The organism is Stenotrophomonas sp. 220_Sma (assembly GCF_056487375.1).
On record NZ_CM151348.1, the window covers coordinates 306,269 to 322,635 of the forward strand.

The 16,367-nt window shown below is 67.2% G+C and carries 13 protein-coding genes; 6 read left to right on the forward strand and 7 right to left on the reverse strand.

All coding sequences use genetic code 11. The features are described from left to right. Positions 1-27: 27 nt before the first annotated feature. Entirely contained in the window at positions 28-960 is a 933-nt protein-coding gene (locus ACZLIB_RS01495) for an MBL fold metallo-hydrolase (protein ID WP_032128178.1), read from the forward strand. Positions 961-1,065: 105 nt separating this feature from the next. Beyond that, on the forward strand, positions 1,066-2,718 hold the full coding sequence (locus ACZLIB_RS01500; RefSeq protein WP_478469898.1) for a M28 family metallopeptidase: 1,653 nt from the start codon (positions 1,066-1,068) through the stop codon (positions 2,716-2,718). Between the two features lie 126 nt (positions 2,719-2,844). Here ACZLIB_RS01500 and ACZLIB_RS01505 read toward each other — a convergent pair whose 3' ends face one another. After that, a complete protein-coding gene (locus tag ACZLIB_RS01505; protein ID WP_478469899.1) occupies positions 2,845-3,141 on the reverse strand; it encodes a hypothetical protein in 297 nt (98 codons plus the stop codon). 67 nt (positions 3,142-3,208) lie between these two features. Beyond that, positions 3,209-4,543: an MFS transporter gene (locus ACZLIB_RS01510; RefSeq protein ID WP_010486964.1), complete on the reverse strand. Its 1,335-nt coding sequence runs from the start codon at positions 4,541-4,543 to the stop codon at positions 3,209-3,211. 223 nt (positions 4,544-4,766) lie between these two features. Between ACZLIB_RS01510 and yedA the strand changes: the two genes are divergently transcribed. Together yedA and rarD are read left to right on the forward strand one after the other, a co-directional pair. After that, positions 4,767-5,672, forward strand: coding sequence for a drug/metabolite exporter YedA (yedA, locus tag ACZLIB_RS01515; protein ID WP_049462312.1), 906 nt, complete (start codon positions 4,767-4,769; stop codon positions 5,670-5,672). Continuing rightward, complete coding sequence (gene rarD, locus ACZLIB_RS01520; RefSeq protein ID WP_032128173.1) at positions 5,669-6,565, forward strand: EamA family transporter RarD; 897 nt, start codon at positions 5,669-5,671, stop codon at positions 6,563-6,565. The genes yedA and rarD overlap by 4 nt, the downstream gene beginning before the upstream one ends. A 118-nt stretch (positions 6,566-6,683) precedes the next feature. Here the strand turns inward: rarD and ACZLIB_RS01525 are convergent, their stop codons facing one another. The 5 genes from ACZLIB_RS01525 to ACZLIB_RS01545 all read right to left on the reverse strand — a co-directional run bounded on the left by ACZLIB_RS01525 (position 6,684) and on the right by ACZLIB_RS01545 (position 14,489). Next, positions 6,684-9,509 carry a TonB-dependent receptor gene (locus tag ACZLIB_RS01525; RefSeq protein ID WP_478468970.1) on the reverse strand — a complete coding sequence of 942 codons (2,826 nt, stop codon included), beginning with the start codon at positions 9,507-9,509 and terminating at the stop codon, positions 6,684-6,686. A 426-nt stretch (positions 9,510-9,935) separates the two neighbouring features. After that, positions 9,936-11,258, reverse strand: a complete 1,323-nt coding sequence (locus ACZLIB_RS01530) for an ABC transporter permease (RefSeq protein WP_478468972.1) — start codon at positions 11,256-11,258, stop codon at positions 9,936-9,938. 13 nt (positions 11,259-11,271) lie between these two features. Further along, the gene (locus ACZLIB_RS01535) at positions 11,272-12,429 is read right to left on the reverse strand and encodes an ABC transporter permease (RefSeq protein ID WP_478468973.1); all 1,158 of its coding nucleotides are present in this window, start codon (positions 12,427-12,429) and stop codon (positions 11,272-11,274) included. 14 nt (positions 12,430-12,443) lie between these two features. Next, complete coding sequence (locus ACZLIB_RS01540) at positions 12,444-13,133, reverse strand: ABC transporter ATP-binding protein (RefSeq protein WP_049399872.1); 690 nt, start codon at positions 13,131-13,133, stop codon at positions 12,444-12,446. Between the two features lie 102 nt (positions 13,134-13,235). After that, entirely contained in the window at positions 13,236-14,489 is a 1,254-nt protein-coding gene (locus ACZLIB_RS01545) for an efflux RND transporter periplasmic adaptor subunit (protein WP_478468975.1), read from the reverse strand. 202 nt (positions 14,490-14,691) lie between these two features. On the opposite strand from ACZLIB_RS01545, the gene ACZLIB_RS01550 reads away from it, so the two are divergent. Beyond that, positions 14,692-15,588, forward strand: coding sequence for an ABC transporter ATP-binding protein (locus ACZLIB_RS01550; RefSeq protein ID WP_478468976.1), 897 nt, complete (start codon positions 14,692-14,694; stop codon positions 15,586-15,588). Next, positions 15,585-16,361 (forward strand): ABC transporter permease, encoded by a 777-nt coding sequence (locus ACZLIB_RS01555; RefSeq protein WP_478468977.1) that lies wholly within the window; start codon positions 15,585-15,587, stop codon positions 16,359-16,361. The genes ACZLIB_RS01550 and ACZLIB_RS01555 overlap by 4 nt, the downstream gene beginning before the upstream one ends. Positions 16,362-16,367 lie beyond the last annotated feature (6 nt).

The following is a 16,367-nucleotide window of genomic DNA, read 5'->3' on the forward strand; positions in this document are numbered from 1 at the left end:
GTTCCCGATCCTGCCAGGTGCGTGCCGATGACCGCCGACCCCAGCATCCACACCATCGATACCGGTTTCCAGCGCCCGGATTTCGACGCTGCCTATCTGATCGTTGAAAACGGCCGCGCTGCGTTCGTCGACTGCGGCACTGGTCTGTCGGTGCCGGCGATGCTGCAGGCGCTGGCGGATGCCGGCCTGGGCGTGGAGGCGGTGGACTGGCTGCTGCTCACCCACGTGCATCTGGATCATGCAGGCGGTGCAGGCCTGCTGATGCAGCAGTTGCCGAATGCGAAGGCGGTGCTGCACCCGCGCGGTGCGCCGCACATGATCGATCCGACGCGCCTGATTGCGGGTGCCACGGCGGTGTATGGCGCCGAAGAGATCGCGCGCAGCTATGGCCGCATCGAGGCGATTCCGGAGCACCGTGTGGTGGTGGCCGAAGACGGCCACCGCATCGACCTGGCCGGCCGCGAGCTGGTGCTGCTGCACACGCCGGGCCATGCGCTGCACCACTACTGCGTGTGGGATGCGCGCAGCCGCAGCTGGTTCACCGGCGATACGTTTGGCATCTCCTACCGCGAGCTGGACAGTGCGCAGGGTGCTTTCATCTTCCCCACCTCATCGCCGGTGCAGTTCGATCCGGAGGCGATGAAGGCCTCGATCCGGCGCATGCTCGATTACGCGCCGCAGGCGATGTACCTGACCCACTACGGTCGTGTGGAACAGGTGGAGAAACTGGCCGACGACCTGTTCGAGCAGATCGATGCGATGGCCGCCATCGGCCGCCAGTGCGATGGCCGACCGGACCGTCACCGCTGCCTGCTGGCCGCACTGCAGGCGCTGTACCTGGAACGTGCACAGCTGCACGGCTGCGCGCTGGACGATGCCGCGGTGACTGCAGTGCTGGCGATGGACATCGAACTCAACGCGCAGGGCCTGGCCTGCTGGCTGGACCGCATCAGCAGGTAGATCCACGCCACGCGTGGATGACGTGGACCCAGGCTGCGCCGTGATGTCACGACCACGTTACACTCTGGTGACTTCCAAGCTAGCCGTGGTACTGCCGTGAATCCGATGCGCGTGTTGCTGCTGTCGTCCTGCCTGTTTGTCGGTGGCCTGGCCCATGCGGCCAACGACCTGCCGGGTGGCGGTATCGATCCGCAGGCACTATCGCGCCACGTGCATGTGCTGGCGTCGGATGAATTCGAGGGCCGCGCGCCGGCCACCGAGGGCGAAGAGCGCACGGTGCAGTACCTGATCGAGCAGTTCCGCAGCTACGGCCTGCAGCCGGGTGGCGTGGATGGCAGCTGGGTACAGCCGGTGCCGCTGGTACGCGCGCAGCTGGACGGCGCGGCCAAGGCCAGCCTGTCGCTGAAGCAGGGCAAGCACGCGCTGGCCAACGGCGTGGACGTGACCCTGCAGAGCCTGCAGCCGCGCAAGCGCGTGCAGATCAAGGATGCGCCGCTGGTGTTCGTCGGCTACGGCATCGACGCGCCGGAGCGTCAGTGGAACGACTACAAGGACGTGGACCTGCACGGCAAGATCGCCGTCGTGCTGATCAACGACGCCGATTTCGAAGCCGATGCGCCGGGCGCGTTCGACGGCAAGGCGGTGACCTACTACGGCCGCTGGACCTACAAGTTCGAGGAAGCCGCACGCCGTGGCGCCGAGGGCGTGCTGATCGTGCACGAGACCGCACCGGCCGCCTATGGCTGGGCCACGGTGAAGAGCTCGGGCACCTCGCCGCTGTTCGACATCGAGCGCAGCCAGGCCGAGGCGATGGCGCAGCACACGCCGCTGCGTGGCTGGATGCAGCGCGAACTGGCCGAGGCGATCTTCGCCGACGCCGGCCTCGACTTCGATGCCGAGAAGCGCAAGGCGATGCGCGCCGACTTCCGCCCGGTGGCGCTGGACAATGCAAAGCTGAGCGTTGATTTCGCGCTCAAGCGCGAGCAGGTGGTGACCCGCAACGTGGTGGCCAAGCTGCCCGGTGGTGAACACGCCGACGAGGCCGTGATCTTCTCCGCGCACTGGGATGCCTTTGGTATCGGCCAGCCGGACGCCAAGGGTGACCGCATCCGCCGCGGTGCGATCGACAACGCCACCGGTGTGGCCACCGTGCTGGAACTGGGCCGCGTGTTCGCCGCCGGCCCGCAGCCGCAGCGCACGCTGTACTTCGTGGCCCTGACCGCCGAAGAGAAGGGCCTGCTGGGTGCCAGCTACTACGCCGCGCACCCGCTGGCGCCGCTGGACAAGACCGCTGCAGTGCTGAACATCGAGATGTTCAGCCCGGATGGCGCGACCCGTGACATCGCCTCGTGGGGCAAGGGCCGGGTCTCGCTGGAGGGTGACCTGGAGCGCGTGGCCAAGGCCCGCGGCCGCAGCTACAGCCCGGACCCGAACCTGGAAGCCGGCTTCTTCTACCGTGCCGACCACTTCGCCTTCGCCCGCCTGGGCGTGCCGGCGATCACCATCGGCCCGGGCCTGGACAAGCTGGACGGCGGCGTTGAAGCCGGCCGCGCGCTGCGCGAGAAGTACTTCGCCGACTGCTACCACCAGGCCTGCGATGCGTGGACGCCGAGCTGGGACCCGAGCGGCCACGCCGCCGACACCCTGCTGGTCTATGACCTGGGCGCCGAGCTGGCCAACAGCCGCCGTTGGCCGACGTGGGAAAAGGAATCGGAGTTCCGCGGCGCGCGCGACAAGAGCGAAGCGGCCCGCCGTTGAGGTAGTGCCGGCCGCTGGCCGGCAACTCCCTGCTCTTTCCGGAGGTTCATGAGGTTGCCGGCCAGCGGCCGGCACTACCGAAAGAGGTGGCGTTGCCGGCCAGCGGCCGGCACGCCCGGGTATTCGTCAGCGCCGGCGCAGCAGCTTCCACGCGCCCCAGCCACTGGCGGCGAGCGCTGCCAGATAGCACGCCAGCATCGTGCGCAGTCCAACCGGCGACCCTGCATTGATGCCGCGATGCAGGCGCAGTTGCAGCGAGCTGTGGCCGCTGCCCAGGTCCACCGCCAGCTGCAGCGCCAGCGCGGCGCAGAACACCAGCAGGGCAATCCCGAATCCGATGCGCGGCCACGCGGCCTGTGCGTTGGGGCGGCGCAGCAGCCAGGCCAATGCCGTGGCTGCGGCCAGCGTCGCCGCGATCCACATCAATGGCGTGGCGGGAGACGCAGCGGCCACCGGCAGTGCACCGGTGGCCGCGATCAGGGCAACGCGCTTACTTGCGGGTGCCGTCGAGCCAGTTCGGGCCCTTGTTGGTGAGGAAGAACACATAGACCACCAACGATACCGCGATCGTCGCGGTCACGTAGATGGCGAACCAGTCGACGTGGCCGGTCTTCAGCGCACCCTGGTACAGCAGCGGGGCGGTGCCGCCGAACAGCGAGTTGGCCAGCGCGTAGCCCAGGCCCACGCCCAGTGCGCGCACATGGGTGGGGAACAGCTCGGCCTTCACCACCGCGTTGATGGAGGTGTAACCGGTGAGGATGACGAACGCCATGGCCAGGGTCAGGAAGGCCAGGGTGGCGTCATGCTGGTGCGGCAGCTGGGTGATCAGGTACCAGCTGTACAGCACGCCGCCGACGCCGAAGAACACCAGCAGGGTCTTGCGCCCGATGATGTCCGACAGCCAGCCACCGACCGGCTGCAGCACCATCAGGAACGCCAGCACGCCCAGGTTGATCAGGGTGCCGGTCATCGGGTCGTTGCCGGCGAAGGCGCTCTGGATCATCTTCGGGCCGTTCACCGAGTAGGTGTAGAAGGCCACGGTGCCGCCGGCGGTGATCAGGAAGCACAGCAGCAGCGGCCGCCACTGGTGCACGAACAGTTCGTACATCGAGCCGGACTTCTGCGCCTTGCCCTCGCGCGCGGCCTCGATGGACGACTCCGACAGCGATTCGTCCATGCCCCGGCGCAGCCAGAACACCACCACCGCGGCGATGCCGCCGATGCCGAAGGCGATGCGCCAGCCCCATTCGGAGATTTCCGGCTTGCCCCAGAAGGTCAGCATCAGCAGTAGCGTCAGCTGGGCCAGCACATGACCACCGACCAGGGTGACGTAGTGGAAGGAGGACAGGAAGCCGCGGCGGCCGGGAATGGCGGCCTCGGACATGTAGGTGGCGCTGGCACCGTACTCGCCACCGGTGGCGAAGCCCTGCAGCAGGCGCGCGAACAGCAGGATGACCGCGGCCCAGATGCCGATGCTGGCGGCGGTGGGGGTGATGGCGATCAGGAACGAACACAGCGCCATCAGCGTGACCGACACGGTCAGTGCCAGGCGGCGGCCATGGCGGTCGGCGAAGCGACCGAAGAACCAGGCGCCGATCGGGCGCATCAGGAAGGTCGCCGCGAAGATCGCCCACACGTACATCGTGGAGTTCTTGTCGTCGGGCGAGAAGAACTGCGATTCGAAGTACACGGCGAACACCGAGTACACGTAGACGTCGTACCACTCCACCAGGTTGCCGGCGGAGCCTTTGAGGGTGTTGGAGATCGACCGCCGCAGGGCGGCGCGGTCGTTCGCGGGGACAGCAGGTTGGGACGTGGTGCTCATCTGGGTGGGAATCCTCGATGCGGCGCGTCCGTGCGCAGGGAAAACGGCGCCCGGCCTTGGGGCGGCGCGGCCGGGCAGCCCTCTTGGTACTGCATCGACCGTCAACACGGGGTAGCAGACCAGAGCAGGGTGCATGGATGGATGACAGCGTGCCACCGTATGGGGTCCCGGACCATACTCAAAACGTCCTAGAATCCGCCTTCCCCCGGCTCCCTGGTGTGTCATGTCGGCTCCCCCCTCTTCGTCTGCGGCTGCCCCCCGGGGTGGCCTTGTCGCGCTGGCACTGCTGCTGGTCTACGTGGTCTGGGGCTCGACCTACCTGGGCATCGCCAAGGCCCTGCACGGCGGCGCACTGCCGCTGACGATGGTCTCGGGCAGCCGCTTCATCATTGCCGGCGGCCTGATGTTCCTTGCGCTGCGCCTGTTCTGGAAGCTGCCGAACCCGACCCTGCGGCAGTGGCGCAACCTGGTCATCATGGGCGTGACCATGCTGGTGCTGGGCAACGGCATGGTGGTGCTGGCCGAGCGTGAGGTGTCCTCGGGCCTGGCCGCCACGGCGGTGGCCTCGGTGCCGCTGTGGATGGCGCTGTTCTCGGCGCTGCGCGGCCAGCACGCCAGCCGTGGCGAGTGGCTGGGCATCGCCATCGGTTTCCTGGGCGTGGTCTGGCTCAACGCCGGCAGCAGCCTGACGGCCTCGCCGACCGGGCTGGTGCTGCTGCTGATCGCGCCGATCGGCTGGGCCTTCGGTTCGGTGTGGGCACGCGGGCTGGATCTGCCGGGCCCGTTCATGACCGCTGCCGGGCAGATGCTCTGCGGCGGCGTGCTGCTGGTGCTGATCGGCCTGGCGGTGGGCGAGCGCCCGACCACGCTGCCCGATACCGGTGGCCTGCTGGCGATGGCCTACCTGTGCGTGTTCGGCTCCATCGTCGCGTTCACCGCCTACGTGTGGCTGCTGCAGAACGTGCGCCCCGCGCTGGCGGGCAGCTACGCGTACGTCAATCCGGTGATCGCGGTGCTGCTGGGCGCACTGCTCAACGGTGAACGCTTCGGCTGGCGCGACCTGTTGGCGATGGTGGTGATTCTTCTGGGTGTGGTGGTGCTGACGATGGCAAGGACGAGAAAGAAATGAGCATGGATGAGAAAGAACAACGCCGGGGCCTGCTGGTCACTGCGTCCACCTTCGTGATCTGGGGCCTGGTGCCGGTGTACTGGCACCTGCTCAACGAGGTGCCTTCGTTCCAGATCATCGCCCACCGCATCATCTGGAGCACCGTGCTGGTGCTGGGCTGGCTGCTGATCAGCTCGCGCCTGGGTTGGTGGCAGAAGATCGCCGCGCAGCCGCGCGCGCTGCCGATCCTGCTGGTGTCGAGCCTGACCATCGCCTTCAACTGGGGCCTGTACATCTGGGCGGTCAACGCCGGCCATGTCATCGAGACCAGCCTGGGCTACTTCATCAACCCGCTGGTGAACGTGCTGCTGGGCGTGCTGGTGCTGAAGGAACGCCTGCGCCGCCTGCAGTGGGTGGCGGTGGCGATGGCGGCGGTGGGCGTGGCCTGGCTGACCATCGACGCCGGCACACCGCCGTGGATCGCGCTGGGCCTGGCCTGTTCGTTCGGCCTGTATGGCCTGTTGCGCAAGCTGGTTTCGGTCGACCCGGTGGCCGGCCTGGGCGTGGAAAGCATGTACCTGTTCCTGCCGGCGCTGGCCTTCGCGATCTGGGCCGAGAACGGCCATGGCGGCGCGTTCTTCCATGGCTGGGGCTGGCGCAACGACCTGCTGCTGATCTTCGGCGGCGCAGTCACCGCCGTGCCGCTGATCGGCTTCGCCTACGGCGTGAAGCGCATTCCGCTGTCGCTGGTCGGCATCCTGCAGTACATCGCGCCGAGCCTGCAGCTGCTGCTGGGTGTGTTCTTCTTCCACGAAGCGTTCGACACCGCAAAGGCGATCGGCTTTGCCGCGATCTGGGCCGGCCTGGTGCTGTTTGTCGGCGACAACATCCGCACGATGCGCGCCAAGCGCTAGCGCCGCGTCCGCTCGGCTGACACGTGTGCACAAAAAAGAGCGGCGCCCCGAGGGGCGCCGCTCTGCTTCCATCCACAGCCAGGAGAGAGTTGGCTGTGACGGGAACGCGGTTGCAGGCTTAGAAGCGCTGCTGGTACTTCATGTACATGAAACGGCCGATATCGAAGCCACCGTAGTAGGTGAAGCTGCTGTTCGGCTGGCTGTACATGATCGGACCCTGGTGGTCGAAGACGTTGTTCACGCCCAGCGACACGGTGCCGTCCCACGGCAGGCTGTAACGCACCTGCAGGTCGTGGAAGGTGTTGGAGCCCACCTTGTTGGTCGGCGATGCACTGGTGTACGACGAACTGAAGCCCGGCAGGTTGCACTCGTCCATGTACGAGCACTTCTCCTTCATGCTGGAGTAGTAGCGCGCGGTCCAGCCGATGCCGAGGTCGCCGTACTGCCAATCCAGGTTGAAGGTCGAGCGGACGCGGAAGTCGCCGCCCCAGCTGGTGCGCTGCTCCACCGGCGTGGTCGCGGCGTTGTCGTTGCGCTGCTTCAGGTAGTCGGTGTAGGTGGTGTTCCAGTTGACGGCGAACTGGCCGAACGTGGTTTCCGGCAGGCGGTAACGCACGTTGATGTCATAGCCGGCGGTTTCGCGGAAACCGGCATTGACCAGCGAGCGGTCCAGGCTGTTGACCTGGCCGTTGCTGCCACGGGTGAAGCGGCCACAGGCGGCGTCCGAACCCTGCACATAGCACTGCTCGAGAATGCTGTTGGTGGTCTCGGAGACGATGGCGTTGTTGATGCGGATCTTCCACCAGTCGAGGCTGACATCCAGGCCGGCCACGAAGTCCGGGCTGTACACCAGGCCCACGGTCCAGGTCTTGGCGGTTTCCGGCTTCAGCGCCGCGTTGGAACCCGAGTTGAAGTCGACGGTCGACTGCTGGCCCGGCTTGGTGGCAACGGTGCCATCGCTGTTGAGCTGGCGGAAGTTGGCCGGCACCTTCAGCGCCTGGCAACGGGCAGCAACGGTCGGGCTGGTGGCCGCGGTACCGAACGAGGTATCGCACGGATCGGTGAACGAATCGCGGGTACTGACGGTGCCACCGTACAGGTCATCCACGGTCGGTGCACGGAAGCCGGTGCCGTAGGTGGCGCGTACCAGCAGGCTGTCGATCGGCTTCCACTTCAGGCCGAACTTGCTGTTGGTGGTCGAGCCGAAGTTGTTGTAATCCGAGTAGCGACCGGCCACGTCCAGCGACAGTTCGCGCGCGAACGGCAGATCGGCCAGCAGTGGCACCTGCAGCTCCAGGTAGACCTCGTTGAGCGAGTAGTCGCCACGGGTCGGCTGGCCGGTGGTGCCGGTAATCTCACCCTTCTGCACCCGCATGTCCGGGGTGTAGCTGGCTTCTTCGCTGCGGTGCTCGAAGCCCATCGCGCCCATAATGTCGCCGGCCGGCAGGGTGAACAGCGAACCGGAGATGTTGGCGCTGGCCACCTTGGTGGTGCTCTTCATCTTGTCGACGAAGCGGGCGAACAGGTAGTCCTGTACGTCCTGGTTGCTCAGCGAGCCAGGGCCGGTATAACCCATCGGCGCAGCCGGGTTCCACGGCACGCAGCCGGCGATCACCGCACCCGGTGAGCCGCAGCGGGCCACGTTGCCATCCATGAAGGACGGGCCGACGGCCTGGTTGACGTGCGGCTGGTACATGCTGCCGGTACCGATGCGCTCGCCTTCATTGCGGTTGTACATGTAGCTGACGTTCCAGTCCCAGTACCGCGAACCGGTTTCGAAGCTGCCTTCCAGGCCGATGCTGGCGCGCTTGGTCTCCAGATTGTTCTCGGTGCCGCGCGGCAGCTCCTCGGAGCGGTGCGCGAACAGCACATCCTGGCCCCACAGGTTGAACGTGCTGTCCTTGGACAGGGCGGCACGGCTGCCGTTGCGCGCCTGGGCGGCGCTGACCGAGTACGGGTAGCCGGCCAGCTGCTTGGTCGATTCGCGCTTGCTGTACAGCGCGTCGGCGACGATGCGCAGGTCGTCGGTGATCGAGAAGCCGCCGTTGGCGAACACCGAGGTGCGCTCCAGGCCGGTCAGCAGGCTCATGTTGGTCTTGCTGTTGGCACCATCGGCCGGATCCGGCGCGTGGAAGTTGCCCTTCTGGCTCGGATCGCCGCCCGGGCCCACGGTCAGGTTCTTGCCACCGACGGTGACGTAGCCCCACGGGGTGTTGCCGTTCAGGTTGTCGGTCGGGTGGCGCGGGCCGTTGGGATAGCGGCTGAACTCGCGATCCTTGCCCAGCACTTCGTCTTCCTTGGTGCGCTCGGCACCCACGGTGAACCAGCCGCGGTCGAAGGTCTTGCCGAAGGTGGCGCTGTAGGAACGCTTCTGGCCGTCACCCTGGCCGTACTGGCCGAAGTAGACGCTGGCTTCGCCACCATCGAAGTTCTTGCGGGTGATGATGTTGACCACGCCGGCGACCGCGTCCGAGCCATACAGAGCGGATGCACCGTCGGTCAGCACTTCCACGCGCTCGACGATGGCCGACGGAATCGAGGCCAGGTCGGAGTAGCCGCCGGCGCTGACGCCCATGCGGCGGCCGTCGATCAGCACCAGGCTGCGTTCCGGGCCGAGGTTGCGCAGGCTGACGTACATGCCGCCGAAGTCGCGCGAGGAGGTCAGCGAAGACGCGCGGCTCATGCTCGGCGAACCAGCAGCGGGAATGTCCTGCAGGATGTCGGCGACGTTGACGTAGCCCTTCTTCTCGATCTCGGCGCGGTTGAGCGCGATCACCGGCTGTGCGGTCTCGACACTGGCCTGGCGGATGCGCGAGCCGGTGATTTCGATGCGGTCGAGAGTGGTGGTGGCGTCGCCGGTGCTCTGTGCGAAGGCGGGGGTGGTGCAGCTGGCGGCCAGCGCGATGACGATCGCGTTGCGCAGCGGATTGGTTTTCAGGGACATCCGTGAAATCTCGTGCTTCAGAAAAAACATGCGCCCGTTCTGTGGGCGCGTGGGGTGCTGCAAACCAACGTGGGGGCGCGATTCTAGAATGTTTCCATTCGTAACTGTTTATCGCTGTGCCGCGGATGTGCGCGAAAATGAATCGCAACCAACAATCCACAGATGTGATGTGCGCAACGTCACGTGCGTTGCGTTGGCGATGGGCAGAGGCATCGATAGCGGCGGATTTCCCGCAATCTGTAGCAGTGCGTGTGTGCAGGCATCCATCCACGCATGGCGTGGATCTACTGGACGTACTGGTTCATCACCAGGCCCGGCTGCATCGCCCTGAGTAGATCCACGCCATTCGCGGATGACGCGCAAGAAAAAGGGACGGAGCGTTCGCTCCGTCCCCTGCGTGATGCGCAGTCTGTCGCTGCGTGATGCTCAGGTTTCGCGCAGCGCCGTGGTGATGGGTAAACGTGCCGCGCGCAGCGCCGGGAACAGGCCGCCGACCAGGCCGATGCCCAGCGCCCATTTCAGGCCGGTCCACAGCAGTTCCGGCGACACATGGAACTTGAACACCACTGCGCTGAAGTTGCTGCCGATGGTGGACACGCTGTAGCCATTGAACAGCAGCCATGCCACTGCGCAACCGAGCAGGCCGCCGAGCAGGGCCAGCAGCATCGTCTCCAGCATCACCGCCGTCACCACCGGCAGGCCGCGGAAGCCGATCGCGCGCATGGTGGCGATCTCGCGCGCGCGCGTGGCCACTGCTGCATACATGGTGTTGAGCGCACCGAACACCGCACCCACCGCCATGATGGTGCCGATCACCTTGCCGAGGATGTCGATCAGCTTGGTCAGGCCACCGCCCTGCTTGCTGTAGTACACGCGGGTGGTTTCCACGTCCAGTTTCAGGCGCGGGTCGGCAGCGACGGCGGCCTTGAACTGCTCGAAGCCGGGCTTGCCATCGGTGCGCACGCTGATCGACTGCCACGCACTGCGCTGGTAGGTGGTGGCCAGCGTATCGGCGTCGGTCCACAGTTCCGAATCATGCGCGTCGCCGGTGGCGAATACGCCCACCACGGTCCAGGTCTGGTTGCCCAGGGTCAACGTCTTGCCCACCTCCATATCGCGGAACTGGCCCTTGGCGCCCTGGCCGACCACGATCTCGCGCAGGCCGGTGGCGAACGTGCGGCCTTCGACGATCTTGACCTTGTCATGCACCGCCCACGCCTGCGGGCCGACGCCGCGGAATTGCGCATTGACGTCGGTACCGTCGGACTTTGACACCAGGTTGACCACCTGCGACAGCTCCGGTGACAGCAACGGCCGGCCTTCGGCATCGCGGCTGATGCCGGGCAGGGTGGACAGCGTGGGTACCTGCTCGCGGGTGATGACCGAGTTGGTTTCGGCCTGCGAGCCGCCACGCAGCACGATGGCAGTGGTGTCATCGCCGGTGTTGTTGAGCGTGGCCTGGAAGCCTTCGCCCATCGCCAGCATCGCCACCAGCACGCCGACCACGCCAGCGATGCCGACCACGATCACCGAGGACGCACCCCAGCGCTGCGGCAGGCTGGCCACGCCGATGCGGGTGGCGGCCAGTGCCAGTCGCCCACCGCGGGTCAGCAGCAGCCACAGGGCCACCAGCACGGCCACGGCCAGCACGCCGATCCACGGCAGGCTGATCCACAGCACCAGGCCGATCACCAGCAGCAGCACCGTCACGCCGTTGCCCAGCCACTTCTTGAGTTTGCTCTTGAACATGTCTGCGTTCTCCTCAGCGGCCGGCCAGTGCGTCGACGATCTTCAGGCGCTTGGCACGCAGCGCCGGCAACAGGCCGACGATGATGCCGATCACCACGATCAGGCCCAGCCCCATCAGCCAGGTCGGCGTCGGCACGTGCGGCGGCAGCATGCCCATGCTCTTCGGCCCGATCGCCGGCAGGATCAGGGCGGCCAGGCCCATGCCGATCAGGCCGCCCAGGCCGATCAGCAGCACCGACTCCACCATCACCAGGGTCAGCACGGTGCTGTCCTTGAAGCCGAGCGTCTTCAGCGTGGCCAGCTCCGGCACGCGTTCGCGCACCGCCTGCGCCATGGTGTTGCCGGTCAACAGCAGCAGGGTGAAGAACACCGCACCCATGATCGACGTAACGATCATGCCGATGTCCGCGAACTGCTTGACGAAGGCCTGCTGGAACGCCGATTCGGTCTGGGTCTTGGTCTCGTGGTCGGAGTTGGCCGAGATCGCATCGATGGCCTGCGCCACCCGCGAGGACTGGTCCGGGTTGTCCAGCGTCACCGTGTACCAGCTCACCTGGTTCTTGATGTAGTCGTTGGACTCATCGAAGTACTTCCAGTTCATCATCAGCTGGCGTTCTTCATTGGCGGCCAGCGCACGGTCCTTGGAGCGGAAGATGCCCTTCAGCTCCAGCGGCCAGTCGTTGCTGCCGCCACGCGGGAAGATGGTTGCCTGCAGCGGGATGGTGTCGCCGATCTTCCAGCCGAACTGCTTGGCCAGGGTCTCGCCGACGATGGCACCGGTGCGGGTCTGTTTCCAGTCCTCCAGCTGTGCCGGATCGATCTGCAGCTCGCGGTAGACATCGAAGTAGTTGCGTGACACCGAGAAGTTCGGGAAGAAGTTCTTCGGGTCCTGGTAGATGCCGCCGAACCACATGCCGTAGGCCACGTCACGCACGCCGGCCACCTGCCGCACCTGGGCTTCCAGACGGATCGGCAGCGACTGGGTGATCGACAGCCGCGAGGCGACCACCAGCCGGTTGGCGCCTTCCACGCTGCCGCCGGAGGTGAATGCCACGCGTACCGAATCGAGCATGCCGAACAGCAGGAACGCGGCCACCACCGAAAGCAGGGTCAGCAATGTACGGGTGCGGCTGCGGAACAGCTGCGCCCACACCAACGAGAAATATTTCATCGCCGTGGCCTCCGTCAGTGGGCCAGCGGCGCGTCGGCCAGCTCGCCCTTGTCCAGGTGTACCGTGTGCGTGGCGTACTCGGCGGCCTTCGGGTCATGGGTGACCATGATGATGGTCTTGCCGTGCTCGCGGTTGAGCTGCTGCAGCAGGCCGAGGATTTCCTCGGCAGACTGGCGGTCGAGGTCGCCGGTCGGTTCGTCGCAGATCAGGAAAGTCGGGTCGGAGACGATTGCGCGCGCGATCGCCACGCGCTGCTGCTGGCCGCCGGACAGTTCATTCGGGCGGTGGCTGCGGCGGTCGGCCAGGCCGACCAGGGTCAGCGCGATCTCGGCGTTGCGCTTGCGTTGCGCCGCATTGAGATGGGTCAGCAGCAGTGGCAGTTCCACGTTCTTCTGCGCGGTCAGCATCGGCATCAGGTTGTAGAACTGGAACACGAAGCCGACGTGGTGGCTGCGCCAGGTCGACAGCTGGCCGCCACTCATCTGGTCGATGCGCTCGCCTTCGATGCTGATCTCGCCGCCGCTGGGGTTGTCCAGGCCGCCGATCAGGTTGAGCAGGGTGGTCTTGCCTGAGCCGGACGGACCCATCAGCGCGACGAAGTCGCCGCTGGCGATGTCCAGGTCGATGCCGTGCAGCACCTGCACTTTCTCGGGGCCACGCTGGTAGGTCTTGGTGATGTTGCGCAGTGAAACCAGGGTCGACATGGGTGGTTCTCCACGGAAGGCGGGAAACGGGGAAGCGCCACGGCGGGGGCCGCAGGCGTGCGTCGAGCGGTGCTGCCGGCGGCGCCCGTGGGCGCCAGGCCGTTACTGCGCTTGTTTCTGTTGCACCTTGGCGCCATCGTGCAGGGTGTCGGGCGGGTTCACCACCACCGACTCACCCGCGCTGACGCCCTTGAGGATCTGGCGGTCCTTGCCCATCGCCTGGCCGGCCTCGACCGTGCGCTGCTGCACGCGGTTCTGGTCGCCCAGCACGAAGGCCACCGAGGCGCCCTCGCGCTGGACCACGGCGCCCGCCGGCACGCGCACGCCCTGCGGTTTGGCCGCCGCCTGCGGCTGCGCCTGCTCCAGGAAGCTGACCCGCACGCCCATCTCCGGCACGATGCGCGGGTCCTTCACCTTCAGTGCCACGCGCACCTTCACCGTGGCCTTGCCGCGGTCGGCGGTGGGGATGATGGCGATCACCTCGCCGGGAATCTTCCACTCCGGATAGGCGTTGAGCGTGGCTTCCACCGGCATCTTCGGCTGCACGCGGCCGATGAAGGCTTCGCCGACCTCGACTTCGATCTCCAGCGAGTCCATGTCGACGATGGTGCCGATGCCGGTGCGGGTGAAGCCGCCGCCGGCCGACAGCGGCGAGACGATTTCGCCGGGCTGCGCGGCCTTGGCGGTGACCACGCCGGAGAACGGCGCACGCACGATGTTGTTGTCGACGCCCAGGTCGGCGATGGCCAGCTGGTCGTTGGCCACCTTGACGTTGCGCTGCGCGGTATCCAGCTGGGCACGCAGGCTGTCGCGCTGGGCCACGGCCTGGTCGTACTGCGAGCGCGACACCAGCTGCTGGCCGACCAGCGCCTGCAGGCGGCTGGCTTCGGCGGCGGCCTGCTTCTGCTGTGCCTCCAGACCGGCCACCTGGCTGCGTGCGGCCTGCAGCTGCGAGGCATACAGGCTGCGCTGCGCGTCGGCATCGATCGGGTCCAGCGTGGCCATGATCTGGCCCTGCTCCACGCGCATGCCTTCCTCGATCATCACCTCACGCACCTTGCCAGTGATCTTGGCCGAGACCGTGGCCATGCGCCGGGCGACCACGTAGCCGCTGGCATCGAGCACCGAACTGCTGGCGCTGCCCTGCTGGATGGCCACGGCGGGTGCGGTTTCCACTTCCACCGCTGGCGTACGCCCGAACAGGGCGAAGGCAGCAGCGGCCAGCAGCAACACGATCACGATGATCGCGATCCACAGCCAGCGGCGGCCACCACCACTGCCACTCCCTCCGGAGGCGGGCGGCGGGGACTTGCGGTCGATACGGAGTTCCTTCAACAACTCGGCAGAAGCGTTCATTCGTTCCATCACAGACGTTCGGGCGGGTGTGGCCGGAAGAGCGGACGGCGGCGGTTCCGGCGGTGGAGCGTGCGGCACAGCATGAAGGCAGGCACAGCGATGACGGCAGTGACAGCTGTCACCCGATGACACTGACGGCGGCAACTGCGAAATGTGACCACGGCGGCACAGGATGGCAACGTCCCCGCTACCGGTACCGCCCATGGATCCGATCGTCCCGTCGCTGGCCCGCCTGCAGCAGGTGCAGGTGCGCTACCGAGACCATACCGCCCTGCATGGCATCGACCTGCAGGTCCGCGCTGGCCAGGTGCTCGCATTGCTGGGCCGCAACGGTGCCGGCAAGAGTACCGCGATCAGCGTGCTGTTGGGCCTGCGCCGCGCCGACGCCGGCCAGGTCGAACTGCTTGGCGGTGACCCGCAGCAGTGCGCCAGCCGTATCGGCCTGGGCGTGATGCTGCAGAGCACCAGCCTGCCGCCGATGCTGCAGGTGGACGAACTGGTGGCGCAGGCCAGCGCCTGCTATCCCGACCCGATGCCGTTGCAGGAGGTGCTGCAGCGTGCCGGCCTGCAGGCGCTGGCGCGCCGCCGCTACGGCCAGCTGTCCGGTGGCCAGCAGCGCGCCTTGCAGTTCGCCATCGCCCTTTGTGGCCGCCCGCGCGTGCTGTTCCTGGATGAGCCCACCACCGGCCTGGATATCCAGGCGCGGCAGGCGATGTGGCAGGCAATCCGGCAGCTGGTGGCCGAAGGCTGCGGCGTGCTGCTGACCACCCATTATCTGGAGGAGGCCGAAGCGCTGGCGCAGCAGGTGGTGGTGCTGGAGCAGGGCCGGGTGCTGGCCGATGCACCCTTGAGCGAGCTGCGCCTGGCCGACCGGCCACGCCGCATCCGCTGCCGCAGCGTGCTGACTGCTGAAGACGTACAGCAGTGGCCGGGCGTGCAGGACGTGCAGCGCGACGGCGAGCACCTGCAGCTGCTGGCGAGCCCGGCCGAGCAGGTGGTGGCGCGCCTGCTGGCCGCCGATGCGCAGCTGCGCGAACTGGAAGTACAGGGCGCGGCGCTGGCCGACGCCTTCCTCGACATGACCCGGGAGGCCGCATGAACACCCTTGTCCGTACCGCCAGCGCGCCAGCAGCCTCATGGCGCCGCGTACTGCGCCCCTACCGCGCCGAGCTGATGGCCGAACTGCGCCGCGCCTGGCGCACGCCGGCGTTCGCGGTGCCCTCGCTGCTGTTCCCGGTGCTGTTCTACCTGCTGTTCGGCGTGCTGCTGGGGCGCGGTCATGCGCCGTTGTACCTGTTGGCCACCTACTGCGTGTTCGGCGCGATGGCCCCGGCCCTGTTCGGCTTCGGCGTGCAGTTGGCGCTGGATCGTGAAGGCGGCCTGCTGACTCTCAAGCGCGCGCTGCCGATGCCGGCGGCGGCACCGCTGCTGGCACGGCTGGCGATGGCGGTGATGTTCGCGCTGCTGGTGGCGTTGCTGCTGATCGGCGTCGCGCGCGTGCTCGGTGGCGTGCAGCTGCAGGCGTTGCAGATGGTGCAGCTGCTGGCGGTGGCGGGCCTGGCGGCGCTGCCGCTGGGGGCGATTGGCCTGCTGATCGGCAGCCATGTCAGTGCCAGCGCGGCACCGGCGATGGTCAATCTGGTCTACCTGCCGCTGGCCCTGTTGTCGGGCCTGTGGCTGCCGCTGTCTGTGCTGCCCACGCTGTTCTCGACGATGGCCCCACTGTGGCCGACCTGGCATCTGGCGCAGCTGGCGCTGCCGGTGGTCGGGCTGCCGTCGGTGGGCAGCGTGGCCGGCCACCTGCTGGTGCTGCTGGCGGTCACCGTGGTCGCGCTGCTGCTGGCGCGCCGTCGCCTGCGCCGGATCGGCTGAACTGGC